Below are 20800 nucleotides of genomic sequence, written 5' to 3' on the forward strand. Positions count from 1 at the left end.
TTAATTATGTAATACAAATATAAAAATATTTGCTACATATCGAATGGATTGATAATGTTTTCCAATGATGTGTTGCTGACGTGTGTGTATCATTGTTGTTTTTGGACTACTGTGCCCTAATAAATCTTGAATTTAGCGCAAATCAGTTCCGTTTTTACTTCGGTTTCTTGTATAATTTTAAAAAAAGCTTAATTGCATTTATAAATTGTTTTTGATAAGAGCTCAAAAAATTATTGTTAATGATAGATTCAAGAGTTATTGTAGACGGTTGTTAGTAGACAATTTTATTTTTAGGTAAAGTTGTGACAATTTTTTTTTATTTTTTTTGTTTTGTCACAAAACTGTGACAAAATAATTTTTATGAACATGAATTGTCACAGATTTGTGACAAAACTTTTTTAAGTTAACTATTTTGTCACAGCTTTTGATTGGATATAATTTAGTAGCATTTAACTTAGCAAGTACACACCAAACTGAAAATCCGTGAGGATTTTCAGAGAAGTAGGTGAGAACAAGCAATTACTTATAGCCATTGTTGTGTGCCGTTTTTTTTCTCTGTTTATATTTTCTTTTTGTACGGATTAATTTATATCTAAAATCATCGTAAAATAAACTAATTAATAAAATTATTGCTCCGAAAATCAGAGTGTTTAATTTTAAGTTAAGTCTTGAGTAAAGATAACCACCTATTATTCCTCCAAGAAAGAAGAAGCAAATTATATAAATCCGCAGTTTTATTGTCGATTTAATTTTTTCACTATTCGGATGAGATTCAGGAAAGAAAAGTTGCGATAGTTCAATTCCTAAATCCGTGAATAGTCCTGTCAAATGTGTTGTCCTTACGATAGCATTTGAAATTTTTGTCACAAAAGAGTTTTGAAGTCCCATTGCAAAAAGTAGCAGGCAAACAACTAAATCAGGGTATTTTATTTCTCCAGTATTGCTTAAGATAGCAATTGATAATAAAATCAGACATTCAATTATTGTTGGTAAAACAAAAACATTAAGTTTTCTATTTTGCTTGAATTTTTCGATTAGGAAACTTGATAAAAAAGAACCAAAGAGAAAGGAAAAAATAAAAAGAAAGTAAACTGTTCCTTTCCAAAATTCGAAATTTGAAACATCACTAATAAAAAGAGCAAAATGACCAGTTACATTGGTTGACAATTGTTTAAAAGCTAAAAACCCTGTAACATTCACAATTCCAGCGACAAAAGACAAAATCGTAGCAATTCGCAGATTGTGTTTTAAAGTTCTGCTTTTGCCTTGATGTCTAAACATTTTATTTCCATTTAGTTTGGTTTTTCAAATTGCACGCAACTAGTTTATATACGCTATTCTATTTCGCTTATCGCATGCTATATTGTTGTATATGCAATACAGAGTACCATTTTCATATACTCTCAAATATACTAAAAATACATTATAAGTCATCAAACGGGCTTTTAATTTTTTGAATAGAATTGATACTTACGTGAGTATATATTTCGGTAGTCTGGCTACTGCTATGCCCTAAAAATTCTTGTATATAACGTAAGTTGGTTCCGTTTTCTAGTAGGTGTGTTACATAGCTGTGACGCAGCCATTTAATGTAACGGGTTTGTTAATTTTGGCTTCTTTTGTTGCTTTTTTTATAACTTGTTGTAAGCTTCTAGGAGTGGGTTTACCTAAATAATGTCCTTCAAGAAGATAGGTTTTGGGCTTATGTATTTTATAATACTCGGTAAAAGTTCAAGTATTTTTGGACTTAACGGAACAATTCTGTCTTTTTTTTATTTGGCTTGTTGTACGAAAATAATGCTTTTTTTTGAATCAATATTTAATATTTTTAATGTCAATAATTCGCCCGACGCCACATTTGAGAACGAAAAAGTCCGGTTTGTATATACACAAACCGGACTTTTAAATATATTGTTTCTTGTTTTCTATAAGTGAATTACTTCTCCATAAGCATCGGCAACAGCTTCCATTACTGCTTCACTCATTGTTGGGTGAGGGTGAACAGCTTTTAAGATTTCGTGTCCTGTAGTTTCTAGTTTACGTGCTACAACTGCTTCTGCAATCATATCAGTAACTCCAGCACCTATCATGTGACAACCTAACCATTCGCCATATTTAGCATCAAAGATTACTTTTACAAATCCGTCTGGTGTTCCAGCTGCTTTTGCTTTTCCTGAAGCAGAGAAAGGGAATTTACCTACTTTGATTTCATATCCTTTTTCTTTAGCTGCTTTTTCGGTTAATCCAACAGATGCAATTTCTGGAGTAGCATAAGTACAGCCTGGAATATTTCCATAATCTAATGGTTCAACATGTAAACCAGCTATCTTTTCTACACATAGGATTCCTTCGGCAGAAGCAACGTGTGCTAATGCCTGTCCTGGTGTAACATCTCCAATTGCATAATATCCAGGAACGTTTGTTTGGTAGAAATCATTTACTAAGATTTTGTCTCTGTCTGTAGCAATTCCTACTTCTTCTAGTCCTATGTTTTCAATATTTGTTTTGATTCCAACCGCAGAAAGTACAATATCAGCTTCTAAGATTTCTTCTCCTTTTGCTGTTTTAACGGTTGCTTTTACACCTTCTCCTGTAGTGTCTACTTTTTCTACAGATGAGTTTGTCATTATTTTGATTCCTGCTTTCTTTAAAGAGCGTTCAAATTGTTTAGAAATATCTTCATCCTCAACAGGAACTACATTTGGCATAAATTCTACAATAGTTACTTCTGTACCCATTGCATTATAAAAATGCGCAAATTCCACTCCAATGGCACCAGAACCTACTACAATCATTTTTTTAGGTTGTTCTGCTAGTGTCATTGCTTGGCGATAACCGATTACTTTTTTACCATCTTGTGGTAAGTTTGGTAATTCACGAGAGCGAGCACCTGTAGCAATGATAATATTATCAGCAGTATATTCTGTTACTTTTCCATCAGCAGTTGTAACAGCTACTTTTTTACCTGGTTGTACTTTTCCAAAACCATCAATTACATCGATTTTGTTTTTTTTCATTAGGAATTGTACTCCTTTGCTCATACCGTCAGCTACGCTTCTTGAACGCGCTACTACTGCCGAAAAATCTTTATCTACGTTATCTACTTTTAATCCGTAGTCTGAAGCGTGTTTAAGATAGTCAAAAACTTGTGCCGATTTTAATAAGGCTTTTGTTGGGATACATCCCCAGTTTAAACAAATTCCACCTAAATTTTCTTTTTCAACAACGGCTACTTTAAAGCCTAATTGTGAAGCTCTAATTGCTGTTACATATCCTCCAGGACCACTTCCTAAAACTATGATATCGTATTTCATTTCGTTATTTTTTAACTTTTAGTATCAGTTTGCGAATTTAAGGAAATTTTTTAGAATTTTTTATTTTGTTTTAAGTTAACTGCTAACAGAAGTTTGATATTTGTTTGTTAAGTATGTAATATACCGAACTAAAATTATTCATACTTTATATATTCTGGTTTTGATAGTTGAAAAGTAGGCATTTGTATTTCGGTGTTGTCTATTGCATTTGTTTTGAATAAATTTTCACCTTCAAATGGGATAGAAGGGTAGTAGGCAAAAGAGATTTGGAAGCTATTAAAGACTAAATAGTCATTGTTTATAAGTACGCCTATTGCTACTTTAGAGTATGTTTTACTTTTTAGAAATGACTTTGAATTATCGGTTAATGAGCCTAGCGATAGGTTCATGTATGGACTAAAACGGAATCCTATCCAGCTTTTAGGAATATAAGTTTGCGTTTGTAGTGTTAAGAGCCATTTTTTTGTTCCTGTAATACGTGATGTGAATTTTCGTAAACCATAGTCTCCATCTAAATTTAGTTTGTCTTTTTCTGAAGGGTTTCGGTTATTTCCAATGATGAAATAGGGTACAATAAATTGACGTACTTTCCAACTACCAATATGCCATAGTGGACTTAAATAATTGAATCCAATTTTATAAGCTAATTGATTTGTGTTACCATTGTTTAAAAAGCTTCCCCATTCTGAAAAGCCGCTTAAATATCCAAAATTAAATTTTTTGCCATAGGAAATTTTAGCACCAATATAAAAATTATGAGTATCGTTTCTGTCTTGATATCCTAATGTAAGTGCATAAGTATAGCCATAAGGAACATCTTCTATAATATCATAGTTATAGATAAATGTGTCTTGATAATATCTTTGTGAAGAAATACCAATATGTGCTATAAAGTTTTTTGAATTGCTAAAATAGTGATAGGGATCTAAAAAGGTAGGAGGCTCTTGAGTGTATTGCTTATTATTGTAAGTGAATGCTGCAATTAAATTTTTTGTCTTGTTTTTATATGTTTTTTCTTTATTTAGTTTAAAAGCTCTTCCATACCAATATTCTTGATATTCTGATTTTACTGGGCTTGTGTTGAGTGTGTCTGCAATATAAAAATATTCAGTTGCTAATCTGTTTTCAAAATAAATACCACCTGCGTTTTTGGTTAAAGGAGAAAAGAAGGGACGTGATAGTCCAACACTGCGATTGCTATCTCCATTAAAATCGTTTTCATAATTTAAATTTAATGAGATATAAGTTCTTCTAATATTATTAATATTATAATTGGTACTTATGGCTTTCTCATTGGTATCAATTTTCTTTTTGTAATTAGCAGAAATTTGATGACCTATTCCAAAAACATTTCTTTCAGTTAGTTTTGCATTCCATTGATTTGTAGAAATATTTCCCGATGGAATCAACGTCCATGAGTCTAAAACTCTAACAGCAATGTCAATGGAATCATTAGCTTCATCAATAGGAATTGGTGAAATAATTACTTTTCTAGCATAGCGTTGGCTACGAATTAAACGTTCTGATTCTGTTAAAAAAATACTATCGCAAATATCATTTTGTTTAAAAAGCAATAGGTTTTTAATAGTCTGTTCTCGTGTTTTAAAATGCAAACTATTTCCAATTTTATCTATTTTCTTTTTAGGTTTTTTAGCACTATCCTCTACAGAATAACCAAAAGGGTCTAATGTTTCTATATAAATATTACGAATGATTTTTCCATTGGCAATATTATGTTTGATATTATTATTAGAGGTTTTAGTTTCTTTTTTTGATTCCTTATTGATTGCTGAAGCTTTAAAAATCAGGTCGTAAACCCATTTGTTTACTTTTCCTTTTTTAGAAATTTTGTGTGCTTTTTTGTATAGTGCTAGTGAATCTTTTTCTGTTTGTGTGCTTTTTTTTATGGTATCGTTTGTTTGCGCAGAACAAATATGAAATGTGCAGAGCATTAGAACTATAAAAAAACAATGCTTCATAATTGTTCTTTAAATTACTTTTGTTTCAAACTGCGCTTCATAAAGGTTTTTATAATATCCGTTTTCTAGTTTTAATAATTCATTGTGAGATCCAGATTCGACTATTTTTCCTTTATCCATTACAATAATTTTATCTGCTTTTATAATAGTTGCTAAACGATGCGCTATTACTATTGACGTTCTTCCTTTTGTGATTTTTTCGGTTGCTATTTGTATCAATTCTTCCGAATAGCTATCAACTGAAGAGGTTGCTTCGTCTAATATAAGAATACTTGGATTACTAACGTAGGCTCTCAGAAAAGCGATTAATTGTCTTTGACCAGATGATAGCATTACACCGCGTTCTTTTACATTATAATCATATCCATTTGGTAAACTCATAATAAAATTGTGAACACCTATTTTTTTAGCAGCAATTAATACATCTTCTCTGGTTATTGAAGAGTTGTACAAGGTAATATTGTTATAAATTGTATCGGCAAAAAGGAAAACATCTTGTAAAACAATGGCTATTTGTTTTCTTAAACTATCTAATTTATAATTTTTAATATCAATTTCGTCTACACAAATAGTTCCAGAATCAATTTCATAAAATCGGTTTAATAAGTTAATGATTGTTGATTTTCCTGCTCCTGTGCTTCCTACAATTGCAATGGTTTCTCCAGAACGAACGTTCAAATTAACTCCTTTTAATACTTCTTCACCTTTTATATAGCTAAAACGGATGTCTTTAAATGAAATATTTCCTTTAAATTGAGTAGCATCTTTGGTTCCCTTATCTTGAATTTGACTATCTGTTTCTAAAACTTCAAAAACACGTTCGGCAGCAATAATCCCCATTTGCATTACATTAAACTTATCGGCTATTTGACGTAATGGATTGAATAACATAGAAATTAACATGGTATAGGCAAATAAGTCTCCGAAAGTTGTTGCAGAGTTTCCACTTAAAATATCTAATCCACCATACCAAACTATAGCTCCAAGTGTTAATGATGAAACAATATCAGCAATAGGGAAGAAGATGGAGTTATATAAGATGTTTTTTAACCAAGCTTTATTGTGTTTTTGATTAATTTCTTTGAATTTTTCAGCTTCAATAGTTTCACGATTAAAAAGTTGCACAATCTTCATACCTGTTAATCGTTCTTGTACAAAAGTATTTAAATTGGAAATTTGATTTCGCACTTCATTGAATGCTACTTTCATTTTCTTTTGAAAAATATTAGTAGCGTAAATTAAAATTGGCATGGCCAAAAGTACGATAAGGGTTAATTTCCAGTTCATATATAGCATAATACCAAGAACCACAATCATTTTTAAAATATCACTTACAATCATGAAAAGTCCTTGACTAAAGATACTAGCAATAGATTCTATATCTGAAACAGTTCGTGTAACAAGTTTTCCAACAGGCTCGGTGTCAAAATATTTCATTTTGAATGAGGTAATATGTTTAAAAAGCTTGTCTCGAATGTCTTTTATAATATCTTGGCCTAACCAGTTTGCCCAATAGGTGAAGTAGAATTGTGAACTTACTTCAAGAATTAATACAAGACTCATTAAAATAATATAGTATAATAAGCCTTCTGCATCATGATTTTTCAAGTAATCATCAACAGTTTGTTTTAATAGATAAGGTCTTATTGCAGCAAAAATGGATAATAGAATAGCCCAAACAATAACCCAATTAAACCTTTTTTGATATGGTTTTGAATATTGTAGTACTTTTTTTAATGATTTGGACTTTATTGCACTCATATTTTTATTTTCACTACTGAATTTTTTATTCTTTTCTGTTTTTTTAATTGCTTTTCGGCTTAAATATATGGATATTTTACTTTTACTAAATATAATCCGTGTGCAGGAACTGAAAAACCAGCTTCCTTTCTGCTTTTACTTTCAATTATTGCTTTAAAATCGGTAATAGAAACTTTTCCTATTCCTATGTTTATCATTGTTCCTACAATCGCTCTAACCATGTTGCGAAGAAATCGATCTGCTGTAATTGTAAATACTAAATGATGTCCGTTTTGTTGCCAAAAAGCTTCAGAAATTTTACAATTAAAAGTATTAACATCGGTATGTACTTTTGAAAAACATTCAAAATCTATATATTCAAATAGAATTTTACAAGCCTCATTCATTTTATTTACATCAAGTGTATTGTAGTAATGCCAACTTCCTTCGTGTAAAAAAACGTCTTTAAAAGTATGTATATAATATTCATAAGTTCTACTTATGGCATCAAAACGAGCATGAGCATCATTATGAACCTTAAAAATAGTATAAATGACAATATCTTTTGGTAAGTATGAATTTAGTTTTTTTATCCAAAAAGCCGTATCAATTTCATTGTCATAATCAAAATGTGCATACATTTGTTTTGCATGAACACCGCTGTCAGTTCTGCCAGCTCCAACAATTTCTATAGTGGTTTTAAATAATAGATTTAAGGCTTTGTCTAGTGTTTCTTGTATAGAAATAGCATCAGGTTGTTTTTGAAACCCAAAATAATTTTTCCCATTATACGCGAACTCAATAAAATATCTCAAGATAGGTTTATTTTTAGCAAAGCCACAAAGTTACAAAATTCCAATTCCAAAAATCAATTTATAAATCCCAAACTTTGTTAAGAAAGTATAAAATTTTGTACAATTGAATTACAAACAATGTATTATTTTTGCTAGATGAGAAAAATACTATTACTTTCAGATACCCATAGTTATATAGATGATCAGATTATGAAATATGTTCGTCAAGCAGATGAAGTTTGGCATGCAGGAGATATAGGAGATTTGATAGTAACAGATACTATTAAAAAAGAGAAACCTTTACGAGCTGTTTTTGGCAATATAGATAATCATGAAGCTCGGAAAGAGTTTCCTTTGCATAATAGGTTTATGTGTGAAGGAGTTGATGTTTGGATTACTCATATAGGAGGTTATCCAGATAAGTATAATGTTGAAGTAAGAGAGGAAATAAGAAAAAATCCTCCAAAGCTTTTTATTTGTGGACATTCGCATATTTTAAAAGTGATGCCTGATAAAAAATTGAATTTGCTACACATGAATCCAGGAGCAATAGGCAAACATGGATTTCATCAAGTACGAACAATGTTGCGCTTTGAAATTGATGGTGATAAAATTCAGAATTTAGAAGTGATTGAAGTAGGGAAGAAGTAGTAATTCATTTTTGTTTGTAAAAGTAAAAATGAATGTTTAATTTTTCTAAAATTTTTTCTATATTTGACATACTTCATAGTTACTATTTCGCATAGCGACAATTTTAAATTTTAACTATGAATACAGACTTAATAAAACAAAAGAGTAAAGCTCAAAAATATTCTGAAGCTCTTCATCTTTTATTAGAACACACAAAAGAGGACATTATTGAAAGTAATCTTCTCGATGATTTGTTATATGATTATTTTTCGAAAGAGAAAATACATTCTGAAACACTTGAAATAAAATTATCAGAATTATTTCCTGAAAACTTTGTAAAAGCTGTTAGAACAACCCAAGTTTTTCTTGATACTAATCGATTAACTTTTTTTAAGAATCTTCCATTACTACAAAAGTTCATGGAACATTTAATGTTATGGGAAAATCTTCAAAAAGAGGAGCTCAAACTGTGGAATACTATTTCAAAAGAATCATCTGAATTATTTAAATTTGAAGTAGATTATGTTTTGTCAGAAGTTGTATTTTGGCTTGAAAATGAAAGATATTCGGATAATTCTCAACAAAATCTAACTAAATTAGGCACTGTTTATAATTTTTTTATAGAATTCTATTGGCATTCTGCAAAAGAACCTGTGAACATAGCGCTAGAAAAATGTAGTCAAACTTTTCACAAATTAGTATTTGAAAAGATAAAAAGTAATAAAATAATTGATCCCAAAATTCATTCTATTTTAACAGCTATTAGGCATTGGATCTCATTTAATGAAGATGTATTGCAAGCATATTGCTTTGATTTAGAAATTAATCCATTAATTGAAAATGATTGTCTTTACTTTGTTCAAAATCCGAAACATTATTATAAGTGGAAACTCGATGGATTACGATATAATAAAGTCAGTTTTGATTACCAATTAAAAGCGCAAGAAGCAATTTCAAATCTGATTATCCAAAATAAATTGATAATTCCAGGGAAAACCGAATCTGATTTTGAGATGAATTTTGATGCTGCCGTCAAGTTGAAAAAAATTGAACTTTTTCTGCACGATACAACAATTCCTAATTATATACATAATGGAAAAAAAATAAGCATAGATAGGATTTTTCATGGTATTAGTACTTATTCAACTCATAAATTATATCGATATGAAAATAATATTGAGCAATTTAAAAGCATCAGTACCAATTGGTTTGATAATTATTTAAAAATAATAGCACTTTCAGTAAAAAATAAAATAGAAATACTTCCCTATTTATTAATAAATAAAGAGACTTATGTAGCTCTTGTTAAAGATGTAACTGGTTTTTCAGAGGAAGATACCTCTCTTTCATTTGATAGTCTATCTTATGAAATAAATAAAAAGAAGGATTTTGATAGATTTAATATCAATTATAATATTTGGACAAAACCATTCCTAAAAACAGGTAACTTATTCTTTTGTCCCATGCTTTTTTTAGCAACTAATGATTGGTTTTTTGCTGCTACACAAATGGCTATTCAGCATTTAAATTGGAATTTTTCAGAAAGAAAAAGTACAGCAACTGAAATGGAAATATATTTAGGCAATACGTTTGAACAAAAAGGATACAAAGTAAAAGTAATAGAAGACAAAGAAGCAAATTCGGTTAAAGGAGATGTAGATATTATAATTGAAGACGCAAACACAACGCTTTTTATACAGTTAAAAAGGACTTATCTCAGGTTGTTGACAAAAGACGCTTTTAATGAATCAGTACAATCTGATAAGAAAGCTAGTGAACAATTGAATGATGCTGAAATATCACTTAAACAAGAAAATAATATTTATAACTTGAAACAAAAACCTGTTAAATGGATTGTTTCTACTTCTTTTGAAGGTATAAATACGAATGTTAAAGGCTGTAGAAAGATAAACTATTTTGATTTGCTTTTTGCTTTAGAAAATAATAAAATAAAATCATTAGCAGAATTAATTGCTCATCTTGAAAAAGACAGAAATATGATTAGTCTTGATGATTTAGAAAATAATTTAGATGTTTTAAAAAATTTTGGCTTACCATTAAAGCTTAAAGAACCAGAAACGTTCAAACAATGTGTATATCATTTTAAAAAAGATACAAATTATATTGAAATGTTAAATAAAGGAATTTCATTATATAGTAAGAATGTCATTAAAGCAATAAAGATACTTGAACAGTGTGCAAAGATTAATGAGAATGATGTTACTGTTTATGCGACTTTGGGTAATTGCTATGCTAATTTAAAAAAAGTCGCTTCTATGAAAAAGGCATTTGAAAAAGCATTGGCAATAATTCCAAATGATCCTTATGTAAAAAGAAATTATGCTTTGGCTTTAATTGAAAATGAAAGCTATTATGATGGATTAATCAAACTATTAGAACTAATAGAAGACTATGGTTATATTGAAGATGTTCTTTTTATCTTTAAGAATAAATTTTCTACTTATAAAAATAGACTTACTATTGAAGAAAGAAAAGCAATACAAGAACGATACAATTTTATTTAAGTATATTGAAATAACTATAAGTATAAAAATAAAAATCCGAATCAATTAAGATTCGGATTTTTAACGCACTAATAAACTAAGATGTTAGGTTTATCGCAATCGATCCACAGATTTTACGAGATCTTCGTCCTTTTTAATTGCTCTGTTTGCCAGAACAAGTAAAACGATAGAAATGGCAGGAAGTACAATCCCAATACCTTTCTCTGAAACTTCCGTTTCTCCAGATAAGCTTAGTGTTCGATACACAAAAAATCCTAGTAAAATAAAGTTTAATATTATTGACAACCTGTTTAAAACAAATTGTGTTTGTCTTTTTTTATAACTAAATATACTAATTAGGGTTAACAATGATATTGATCCAAATAAAACCATATATGATACAGACGAAGTAAAGTATACAGCAACTTCATTTCCTGCTTCTTTCCACAAAGGGAAAAAGAAAGGGAGTATTGCTGTCATTGCAATACTAATAATCAAATATAAAGTTTGAATTCTTTGAATCATTTATTCTTACTTATTAACAAAGCAAAAATAGTTTTTCTTTTTTTAAAAAACTATTGTTTTATTCAATTTTATTCGTATTATTGCATAGTACAAGCGTAAGTACTTCATTCTACGATTTGTATAATCTCAAAAAAAATCTCATTATTTTTTTGTTAACCTATCAAAAATAATTTATTCATTATATATCCATGTTTGATATTGAAGTATTAAAAGAGATGAAACTCTCTGACTTACAAGAAATTGCAAAAGTTGCAAAAGTTAAAAAATATAGAACACTAAAAAAAGAAGACCTTATTTATCAAATTTTAGATGTTCAAGCGGCTAACCCTGATACAATTAAGGCTGAAGATAGCTTTAAAAAGGAAGTAGAAGCCGATACAAAGCCTAAAAGAACTAGGGTTTCAACTACTAAAGTAGAGAAGAAAGTTCAGCCAGTTAAAGAAGAAACTCTTTTCTCAGAAGAAAAAGAAATTCCTGTAAAACCAATAGCTAAACCAATTCCAAATAAACCTGTTAAACAGGCTCCTGCTAAAGTAGTTAAAGAGAAGCAAGCTCCTATTGCTAAAGAAGAAGTTTCTAAAGAGGTTGTAGAAAAGAAAGATAATCCCAAAGAAGTATTATCAGAAGCAACAAAACAAAGCACTCCAGAAACACCATCTGCTAAACAAAATTTACCTCAAAAAAATGTAAATCATAAAGCAAATCAGAATAATCCAAATCATCCTGCATATAAAAAGCCAAATGGTAATAATGGAAATTCAAATCCTAAAGCAAACTTTAGAGAACCAGATTATGAATTTGATGGAATTATTGAAAGTGAAGGTGTTTTAGAAATGATGCCAGATGGTTATGGTTTTCTTCGTTCATCAGATTATAATTACTTAGCTTCACCAGATGATATTTATTTATCAACTTCTCAAATAAGATTATTTGGATTAAAAACAGGAGATACAGTAAAAGGAGTAGTACGTCCTCCAAAAGAAGGAGAAAAATATTTCCCATTAGTTAGAGTCTTAAAGATAAATGGTCATGATCCTCAAGTTGTTCGTGATAGAGTATCATTTGAACACTTAACGCCTGTTTTTCCTAAAGAAAAATTTAGACTAGCAGAAAAAGGAAGTACATTGTCTACTCGTATTATTGATTTGTTTTCTCCAATAGGAAAAGGACAACGTGGAATGATTGTTGCCCAACCTAAAACAGGTAAAACAATGTTGCTAAAAGATGTAGCAAATGCAATTGCAGCTAATCATCCAGAAGTATATATGATTGTTTTGCTAATTGATGAAAGACCAGAGGAAGTTACAGATATGCAACGTAGCGTTAAAGCAGAAGTTGTAGCCTCTACTTTTGATAGAGAACCACAAGAGCATGTGAAAATTGCTAATATCGTTTTAGAAAAAGCAAAGCGTTTAGTAGAATGTGGACATGATGTTGTAATTCTTTTAGATTCAATTACTCGTTTAGCAAGAGCTTATAATACGGTACAACCTGCTTCAGGAAAAGTGTTGAGTGGTGGAGTTGATGCAGGAGCTTTGCAAAAACCCAAACGTTTCTTTGGAGCTGCTCGTAATGTAGAAAATGGAGGTTCTTTAAGTATTATTGCAACTGCACTTACAGATACTGGTTCTAAAATGGATGAAGTTATCTTTGAAGAATTCAAAGGAACAGGTAATATGGAGTTACAATTAGACAGAAGAATTTCTAATAAACGTATTTTCCCAGCAATTGATCTTGTTTCGTCTAGTACACGTAGAGATGATTTACTATTAGATGATAATGCTATTCAAAGAATGTGGATATTACGTAAATATTTAGCAGATATGAATCCTATTGAAGCTATGGAGTTTATTGAGAAAAGAATTAAAACTACTCGTAATAACGAAGAGTTTTTAATTTCAATGAATGAATAGTTAAAAACAGATTTACTATATAACAAAAAAGTTGTGATTTTATAATCACAACTTTTTTGTTATATATGCTTTTAAAAAAACAGAGATAACAAACCTGTTATCTCTGAACCTCGTTGATTGACATTGTAATTTATTCGCACCAAACAACTAAGTTTACCACTATTATTCCATTTTCGTTTTCTAAACTTCTTGAAAGTGTTATATTTTTTGAAGAAGTGCCACAAAAATAATCATCATAAGAATCAAATGTATAGTTTCCTGGTTCTAAAGAAGTAAAACAAGTACCCTCTTGATTATCTGGATACAAATATTCTCCAGTTGTAGTATTGTGGCAGTAAAACCCAGCCGTATATGTTGTTGGATTTCCATTATTGTCGACAGCTTGAATGCAAACATTGAAAGGTTTTATCGCTTGTTTTATCGCTTCAATTTGATTAATAATATTTGTAGCAGTATTGTTTTGGGCGTTTAAGGTTGTTCTAAAATCAGCTAATAAGTTAATTGCAGTATTTGTATTTCCATTATTAATTGCTGTTGACATATTATTAGTTAAAACCAATAATTCATCATTAAAACTTAATAAAGAATTAACTAAAGGCGTAATTTCTAAAGCAGAAAAAGGAACTGTGGAATTATTACTAGCAATAGCGATGTAATTGTTTATTTCATCTACGAAATCTTGCACCATATTTACATGGTAATTTACTTTGGTTGCAAATGCCGTAGCATTTGGATTTCCTAATATTGTTAACTCTTTTCCTAATTGATTAACCGCTTCATTAACTATTGAAACTTCTTCTTGTACATTTTCTGTTGATTGTATAGCATAGTCTAAATTTTGTTGAGTAATTAACTGTGCTACAGATTCTTTAATACTAAAAATAGATAGTACTAAAGCAAATAAAATAATTTTTTTCATGTTTGTTTATTTGTTTTTAAATTTGTTTGTAGTTCAAAGATATTACTTTGTTTTCAAATGTAAGGCTTCATTTATATTACTAAATCTTTAAATATGTAAGATGTTTACTATAAAATGTATTTTAGTAAACTATAAAATGATATATTTTTAACGTCTATTAGATGAAGTTTACCTTAGCCTTACTTATAAGATGATTGTGTATAATATGATTTTGTATGTAGTAAAAAAAATCACCCAATATTAAACTGAGTGATTTTAAGGTTGAATAGCGAGTAATTTTTAAAAAAGAACATTTTCAGAATTATCTTTATAATAAGTATTATACTTATCTGTTATGTTTTAAAATTAATCAAGACAAAAATAGATGTTAGTTTGGGTTTGTTTATAGGTATAAATACCTGTTTTTATACTTTATTAAAATAAAAAACACCTAATATTGTTTTACAAATATTAAGTGTTTTCATAATTAAAAAAGTAATTATTTGTTATTGACCATCTGCATTGTTGGTTTGAGTTGTAGCTTCTTTAATAGCTTTTTGATTTCTTACGAAATTTTCTGATTGCTCTTCACTAGCACCATATAATTCAGGATGTAAGTATGTACCTTTAAATTCTTTTTCTTTTTCAGGAATGATTCTATTTTCATTTGCAAATTTATCAGCTCTTACTGCTGTTATTTGCCAGCTTACTTCAACATTTGGAGTACTAGTTTGTATTACAAATTTGTTTCCTGAAATTTTTTCTTTAATAATTGCTTGTGAGAAAGAACCTATACTAGTTAATTGATATCTAAAGTCTTTATTTGCTGCTTCAAAATACTTAGGTAAAGTTACAGTAACGTATCCATTGTTATCAGTTGTAGCATTTCCAGAGTAAATATTCATCATTTCAGGTGATTCTACAAAACTGTGGATTAAATATTGGTTTTTAGGATCTAATGGATGATCAATTTTAAATGTACCACCGCCTTTTGCTATATTACCTGTAACATTTAAATTTCCAATAATATTTACATCTCCTGTAAAATCTGAATTTCCATCTACAGAAAGCTGAACTCCAGTGTTCATATTGTAATTAGTTCCTAATCTCAATTGTCTTAAATTAGTATTTCCTTCTCTACCGAATCTTGCAATTGTATCTGAAGTTGGACATCCTCCTATTATATAAAGGTTGTTTAAGGCTCCATTGTGTTGAAGTTTGATACCACATTCAGAAGAAGAATAATTAGTGTCTTCTGCAAAATGTAGTTCTCCAGAGTTTACATTGTTAAAATTGTTCATGTTACCAATAGCCATTTTTGGTGATCCTGTATTGGTTACATAAAAATTTAAGTTTGAATTATTTACATTTGGACCTACTACAACACTTCCAGTATTTGTATTATTAATATTGTTACCATTAGTAGTCCATTCTGCACCTGCAACTCCACCTGAGTTTTTTGAAAATAATGCATAAGGCACACTTAGTAATTGACTTTCTCCAGTTATAGTATAAGAAGTTCCACCAGTTGGATCTGTTTCAGTTTTAATAAAATAAGAACCCGTAGACCAATCAATAGTTGTGAAATCACCAGATACTACTGTTCCATTTCCTATTTCAATGCTAATAAGACCGTTTGTATTTGTGGTTGGTGTTTGAGTTTCAACATAAACAGGTGTTCCTGTAGAAGATCCTTCTAAAATGCTTATTTGCATTCCTACAGTAGTTGAAACGATTAAAGCATCACTAGCATCTCTTACTACTGCTTGATAGCTCATTTTTTCTGGAGCTTGACTAAATATATTTAATGAAAATGCAATAATTGCTAAAAAAGAGTATAATTTTTTCATGGGATTATTTTTTAATTATTTTATATGTTTTTATTTCTTGATTTTGGTTTAGGATTTTTAGAAAATAGATTGATGATGGTAGTGAAGAAACAGATATATTTGTTTCATTGCTCGTAATTTTTTCACTTTTATATACTTTACCATTTAAATCTATTATTTGGAAGTGTAAAGCTAAATTGTTGTCATTAATTAAATTTAATGTAAGGTTATGGGCTGTTGGGTTTGGATATATTTTTACATCTTGTATTAAGTTTGTAAAATTTTCAGTACCTAAAACTTCTGAAATTTCGTAAGGTTGTTGAACACCTTGAGAAATACTTCCATTTGATCCAGTTTGAGTAAGGTATACGACTTGTCCTACTGAGTAGGAAACAGAGCCGTTAGAGCCTGTTAAGTTTCCGCCAGCCGAGGTAGGGGATTCTTGCGCTAAACAATTTAATATACTGAATGTACAGCATGTAATTGTTAATAGTAGTGTTTTTTTGTTTTTTACCATAGTATCATTTTTTTAATTACATTAATATAATTGACAAAAATTAGTAGGTTAAGTAATTTAAGTATTATGTTAAATAATAGGTTTAAATTAAATATTTATGTTAAAATTAATTAAAAATATTTATTTTTTAGCTTTTATTCTGTTTTTATTATATCTAATACAAAAATACTTATAAAAAGAAAAAAGGAAATAGGTATAAATACCTGTTTTTATCATATAAAAAAAAATCCTCAAGTTAATGAGGATTGATATGTAATGAATAATTTATATGGAATATTCCATATATTCGGCTGTTTTCTTTGCTATCTCTTTACCATGTAATTTTTCTACTATATGAAATGATAAATCAATTCCAGCAGATATTCCACCAGAAGTATATACTTTATTAGATGAAACAAATCGCTTTGATTTTTGTGGAAAACCATTTGTTACAATTTCACTCATGTGCTTATAAACGTCTTTATGTGTGCAGTATGGTTGATTATCTAAAACACCTAATGCTCCAAGTAATCGTGATCCAGAACATATACTTAATGTAAATTCTGTGTTTTCATGAATTTTTTTAATCCAATTTAAAATTTCATGATCTTTCATTTGTTCAACAGTTCCAATTCCTCCTGAAATAATTAAAATATCAATAGGAGGACAGTTATTAAAGTCAAACTTTGGATTAATTGATAGACCGTTTACTGCTGAAATAGGTTTAAGTTCTTTCGCTATAGTGAAAACATTGAATAGTTTATAATTATTTAGTTCTGAAGTAACAGAAAAAACTTCAAATGGTCCTGCAAAATCTAAAACTTCTGCTTCGTTAAAAATTAATATTCCAACGTTTCTCTTCATATAAATTTAGTTAGATGTTTTTCTTCAAATATAAAAAGAATTCTTTCTATATGTAGTCTATTTTGTTTAGGATTCTGTTCTCTAAGTTTCCAAATATTTTTAAAATAAGATAGTTTTCCTAAACTTATGCTAAATTTTTTGTAGAGATTTTTATTGTCAGTAACTTTATACAAATCAATAAAAATATAAGTATGCAGATTCAAATAAACACGGACAAAAACATTGAAGGAAACGAGCGATTAGTTAATTTCTATACTTCGGAATTAAAAAATGAATTATCTCGTTTTGATGATAAAATAACTAGAATAGAAGTTCATTTTGGAGATGAGAATAGTGAAAAATTTGGTAAAAATGACAAAAGGTGTTTAATTGAAGTTAGAATAGCTAAAAAACAACCCTTAGCTGTTACGGATTTTGCCGATACTATTGAGAAAGCATTTTTTGGAGCACTTGAAAAAGTTAAAAAAGTTATGGGAACAACCTATGAAAAAATGCGAGAAGCTTAATAAGTGATACTCTTTACAGTTAAACCCAATCATTTAAATGATTGGGTTTTTTTATTTGATTGTGTTTTATAATAGACTGAAAAAGCAAAAACACCCAACATTTTTTCACAAATGCAAGGTGTTTTTTAACCAACTAACCAACTATATTATATGTTTACTGTTTCTTTTTTTAAGATTGATTTCTAAAAACTAATTTTCCATCAAAACTGTCTAATAAAATAATACTATCATTACTAATTGTACCAGAAAGTATTTCTTTAGATAATTGATTTAAAACCTCTCTTTGAATAACTCTTTTTACAGGTCTTGCTCCAAATTCTGCATCATATCCTTTTGTAGCTAAATAATCAATAGCTTCAGGTGTTGCATCCATTGTAATATGTTGATGCGCTAACATTTTAGTTAATCCTTTTAATTGTAATTGTACAATTTGACGAATATTATCTTGTGTTAACGGTGTAAACATTACAATTTCATCAATACGATTTATGAACTCTGGTCGAACTGTTTGTTTTAATAATCCTAAAACTTCAATTTTAGCAGCTTCAGTTGCAGCATCTATACTTCCTTTTAAATTTTCAAATTTTTCTTGTATAATATGACTACCCATGTTTGAAGTCATTATGATAATTGTATTTTTAAAATCAGCTAAACGTCCTTTATTATCTGTAAGACGACCTTCATCTAGTACTTGTAACAAAATATTAAAAGTATCTGGATGCGCTTTTTCAATTTCATCTAATAAAACTACTGAATATGGTCTTCTTCTTACAGCTTCCGTTAATTGTCCACCTTCATCATATCCTACATATCCAGGAGGAGCTCCAACTAATCTGCTTACGCTATGGCGTTCTTGATATTCACTCATATCAATACGTGTTATGGCATTTTCATCATCAAAAAGATATTCTGCTAATGCTTTTGCTAATTCGGTTTTACCAACACCAGTTGTTCCTAAAAACAAGAAAGATCCTAATGGTTTTTTTATGTCTTGTAAGCCAGCACGACTTCTACGAACAGCATCAGAAATTGCTTCAATAGCTTCTTCTTGTCCTACAACTCTTTTGTGTAATTCATCTTCTAATTTTAAGAGTTTTTCACGATCGCTTTGTAGCATTTTAGTAACCGGAATTCCAGTCCATTTTGCTACAACTTCAGCAATATCTTCATTTGTTACTTCTTCTTTTATTAAAGAAGTTCCAGATTGATTTTCTTGTAACTGAATTTGTAAAGCATCTAATTTCTCTTGAGATTGTTTGATTTTTCCATATCTAATTTCAGCTACTTTTCCATAATCACCATCTCGTTCAGCTCGCTCAGCTTCTCCTTTATAATCTTCAATTTCTTGTTTAATAGATTGAATGCTATCTACTACATCTTTTTCTGATTTCCATTTTGCATAGATTTCATTTCGTTCTTCTTTTAAGTTTGCTAACTCTAAACCAAGTGCTTTTAGCTTTGTTTCATCATTTTCACGTTTTATAGCTTCAATTTCAATTTCCAATTGCATAATTTTTCGATCCAAAACATCTAATTCTTCGGGTTTTGAATTAATTTCCATACGCAATTTTGAAGCGGCTTCATCCATTAAATCAATTGCTTTATCTGGAAGAAAACGATTTGTAATATAACGTTGAGAAAGTTCTACTGCGGCAATGATGGCATCATCTTTAATACGAACTTTATGATGTGTTTCATATTTTTCCTTTATTCCACGTAAAATTGAAATTGCACTTTCAGTGTCAGGTTCGTCAACATTAACTTTTTGAAAACGACGTTCTAATGCTTTGTCTTTTTCAAAATATTTTTGGTATTCATCTAAAGTAGTTGCACCGATAGCTCTTAATTCTCCGCGGGCTAATGCTGGCTTTAAAATGTTTGCTGCATCCATTGCGCCTTCTCCACCACCTGCACCAACAAGTGTATGGATTTCATCAATAAAAAGAACGATGTCTCCTTCTGCTGAAGTTACTTCTTTTACGACTGATTTTAAACGCTCTTCAAATTCACCTTTGTATTTAGCTCCAGCAATTAATGCTCCCATATCTAAAGAGTAGATGATTTTGTCTTTTAAGTTTTCTGGAACATCACCATCTACAATACGATGTGCTAAACCTTCTGCAATAGCTGTTTTACCAACTCCAGGTTCACCAATCAACATTGGATTGTTTTTTGTTCTTCTTGTTAAAATTTGTAATACTCTTCGGATTTCTTCATCACGACCAATAACGGGATCTAGTTTACCATTTTTAGCTAATTCGCAAAGGTTTTTAGCATATTTGTTTAATGCATTATAGGTTTCTTCGGCTGAAGCTGATGTTACTCGCTCTCCTTTTCGAAGTTCTGTAATAGCACTATCTAATCCTTTTTCTGTTACACCTTGATCTTTTAAAATTTGTGCAACTTTACTTTTCGATTTAAAAATAGCTAATACAAGGTGTTCAATGGATACAAATTCATCATTTCTTTTTTTAGCAATGATTGAAGCTTCATTTAAAGCTAAACTTGCTTCTCTAGAAAGCATAATATCTGTTCCTGAAACTTTAGAAAAACTTTGTAAAGTGCTATCTAAAACTTTTTTGAACAACTCAACATTTACATTGAGTTTTTTTAGAAGGAATGGTGTCACATTTTCATCGACTTCTAGTATTCCTTTAAAAATATGTTCATTTTCTATTTGTTGATGACCATAACTTTGAGCAATTTGTTGCGCTTGTTGTATGGCCTCTTGTGATTTTATTGTAAAATTATTAAAGTTCATATTGTCTTATTTATTTTATGTAGATTGATTTAGTCTATTCTTTATAT

Annotated in this window: 16 protein-coding genes; 4 read left to right on the forward strand and 12 right to left on the reverse strand. The window is 29.5% G+C overall.

Annotated features, from left to right (window positions below; translation table 11 throughout):
• Positions 1 to 519 precede the first annotated feature (519 nt).
• The 6 genes from SY27_RS02385 to truA form a co-directional block, all read right to left on the reverse strand.
• Positions 520 to 1281, reverse strand: a complete 762-nt coding sequence (locus SY27_RS02385; protein WP_045967038.1) for a YoaK family protein — start codon at positions 1279 to 1281, stop codon at positions 520 to 522.
• A gap of 142 nt (positions 1282 to 1423) precedes the next feature.
• Complete coding sequence (locus SY27_RS19255; RefSeq protein ID WP_369793052.1) at positions 1424 to 1591, reverse strand: tyrosine-type recombinase/integrase; 168 nt, start codon at positions 1589 to 1591, stop codon at positions 1424 to 1426.
• Between the two features lie 334 nt (positions 1592 to 1925).
• Positions 1926 to 3314 carry a dihydrolipoyl dehydrogenase gene (gene lpdA / locus SY27_RS02395; protein WP_045967043.1) on the reverse strand — a complete coding sequence of 463 codons (1389 nt, stop codon included), beginning with the start codon at positions 3312 to 3314 and terminating at the stop codon, positions 1926 to 1928.
• A gap of 134 nt (positions 3315 to 3448) precedes the next feature.
• Positions 3449 to 5293, reverse strand: a complete 1845-nt coding sequence (locus tag SY27_RS02400) for a hypothetical protein (protein ID WP_045967044.1) — start codon at positions 5291 to 5293, stop codon at positions 3449 to 3451.
• Positions 5294 to 5302: 9 nt separating this feature from the next.
• Positions 5303 to 7054: an ABC transporter ATP-binding protein gene (locus SY27_RS02405; RefSeq protein ID WP_045967045.1), complete on the reverse strand. Its 1752-nt coding sequence runs from the start codon at positions 7052 to 7054 to the stop codon at positions 5303 to 5305.
• A 59-nt stretch (positions 7055 to 7113) separates the two neighbouring features.
• Positions 7114 to 7848: a tRNA pseudouridine(38-40) synthase TruA gene (gene truA, locus SY27_RS02410; RefSeq protein ID WP_045967046.1), complete on the reverse strand. Its 735-nt coding sequence runs from the start codon at positions 7846 to 7848 to the stop codon at positions 7114 to 7116.
• 135 nt (positions 7849 to 7983) lie between these two features.
• Here truA and SY27_RS02415 point away from each other — a divergent pair, with 135 nt between their 5' ends.
• Entirely contained in the window at positions 7984 to 8478 is a 495-nt protein-coding gene (locus SY27_RS02415) for a metallophosphoesterase (RefSeq protein WP_045967047.1), read from the forward strand.
• 116 nt (positions 8479 to 8594) lie between these two features.
• Positions 8595 to 10982 (forward strand): tetratricopeptide repeat protein, encoded by a 2388-nt coding sequence (locus SY27_RS02420; protein ID WP_045967049.1) that lies wholly within the window; start codon positions 8595 to 8597, stop codon positions 10980 to 10982.
• 90 nt (positions 10983 to 11072) lie between these two features.
• Here the strand turns inward: SY27_RS02420 and SY27_RS02425 are convergent, their stop codons facing one another.
• A complete protein-coding gene (locus SY27_RS02425; RefSeq protein WP_045967051.1) occupies positions 11073 to 11486 on the reverse strand; it encodes a DUF4293 domain-containing protein in 414 nt (137 codons plus the stop codon).
• Positions 11487 to 11674: 188 nt separating this feature from the next.
• On the opposite strand from SY27_RS02425, the gene rho reads away from it, so the two are divergent.
• Positions 11675 to 13399 (forward strand): transcription termination factor Rho, encoded by a 1725-nt coding sequence (gene rho, locus SY27_RS02430; protein WP_045967053.1) that lies wholly within the window; start codon positions 11675 to 11677, stop codon positions 13397 to 13399.
• A gap of 130 nt (positions 13400 to 13529) precedes the next feature.
• On the opposite strand, the gene SY27_RS02435 is transcribed toward rho, so the two are convergent.
• The 4 genes from SY27_RS02435 to SY27_RS02450 form a co-directional block, all read right to left on the reverse strand.
• A complete protein-coding gene (locus SY27_RS02435; protein ID WP_045967060.1) occupies positions 13530 to 14318 on the reverse strand; it encodes a hypothetical protein in 789 nt (262 codons plus the stop codon).
• Between the two features lie 485 nt (positions 14319 to 14803).
• A complete protein-coding gene (locus SY27_RS18970; RefSeq protein WP_052705088.1) occupies positions 14804 to 16147 on the reverse strand; it encodes a hypothetical protein in 1344 nt (447 codons plus the stop codon).
• Positions 16148 to 16151: 4 nt separating this feature from the next.
• On the reverse strand, positions 16152 to 16643 hold the full coding sequence (locus SY27_RS02445) for a T9SS type A sorting domain-containing protein (protein WP_045967080.1): 492 nt from the start codon (positions 16641 to 16643) through the stop codon (positions 16152 to 16154).
• A gap of 264 nt (positions 16644 to 16907) precedes the next feature.
• The gene (locus SY27_RS02450; protein ID WP_045967082.1) at positions 16908 to 17486 is read right to left on the reverse strand and encodes a DJ-1/PfpI family protein; all 579 of its coding nucleotides are present in this window, start codon (positions 17484 to 17486) and stop codon (positions 16908 to 16910) included.
• A 191-nt stretch (positions 17487 to 17677) separates the two neighbouring features.
• Between SY27_RS02450 and SY27_RS02455 the strand changes: the two genes are divergently transcribed.
• A complete protein-coding gene (locus tag SY27_RS02455; protein ID WP_045967084.1) occupies positions 17678 to 17992 on the forward strand; it encodes an HPF/RaiA family ribosome-associated protein in 315 nt (104 codons plus the stop codon).
• A 169-nt stretch (positions 17993 to 18161) separates the two neighbouring features.
• On the opposite strand, the gene clpB is transcribed toward SY27_RS02455, so the two are convergent.
• A complete protein-coding gene (clpB, locus tag SY27_RS02460; RefSeq protein ID WP_045967086.1) occupies positions 18162 to 20753 on the reverse strand; it encodes an ATP-dependent chaperone ClpB in 2592 nt (863 codons plus the stop codon).
• Positions 20754 to 20800 lie beyond the last annotated feature (47 nt).

The organism is Flavobacterium sp. 316, assembly GCF_000967805.1.
GTDB lineage: Bacteria > Bacteroidota > Bacteroidia > Flavobacteriales > Flavobacteriaceae > Flavobacterium > Flavobacterium sediminilitoris.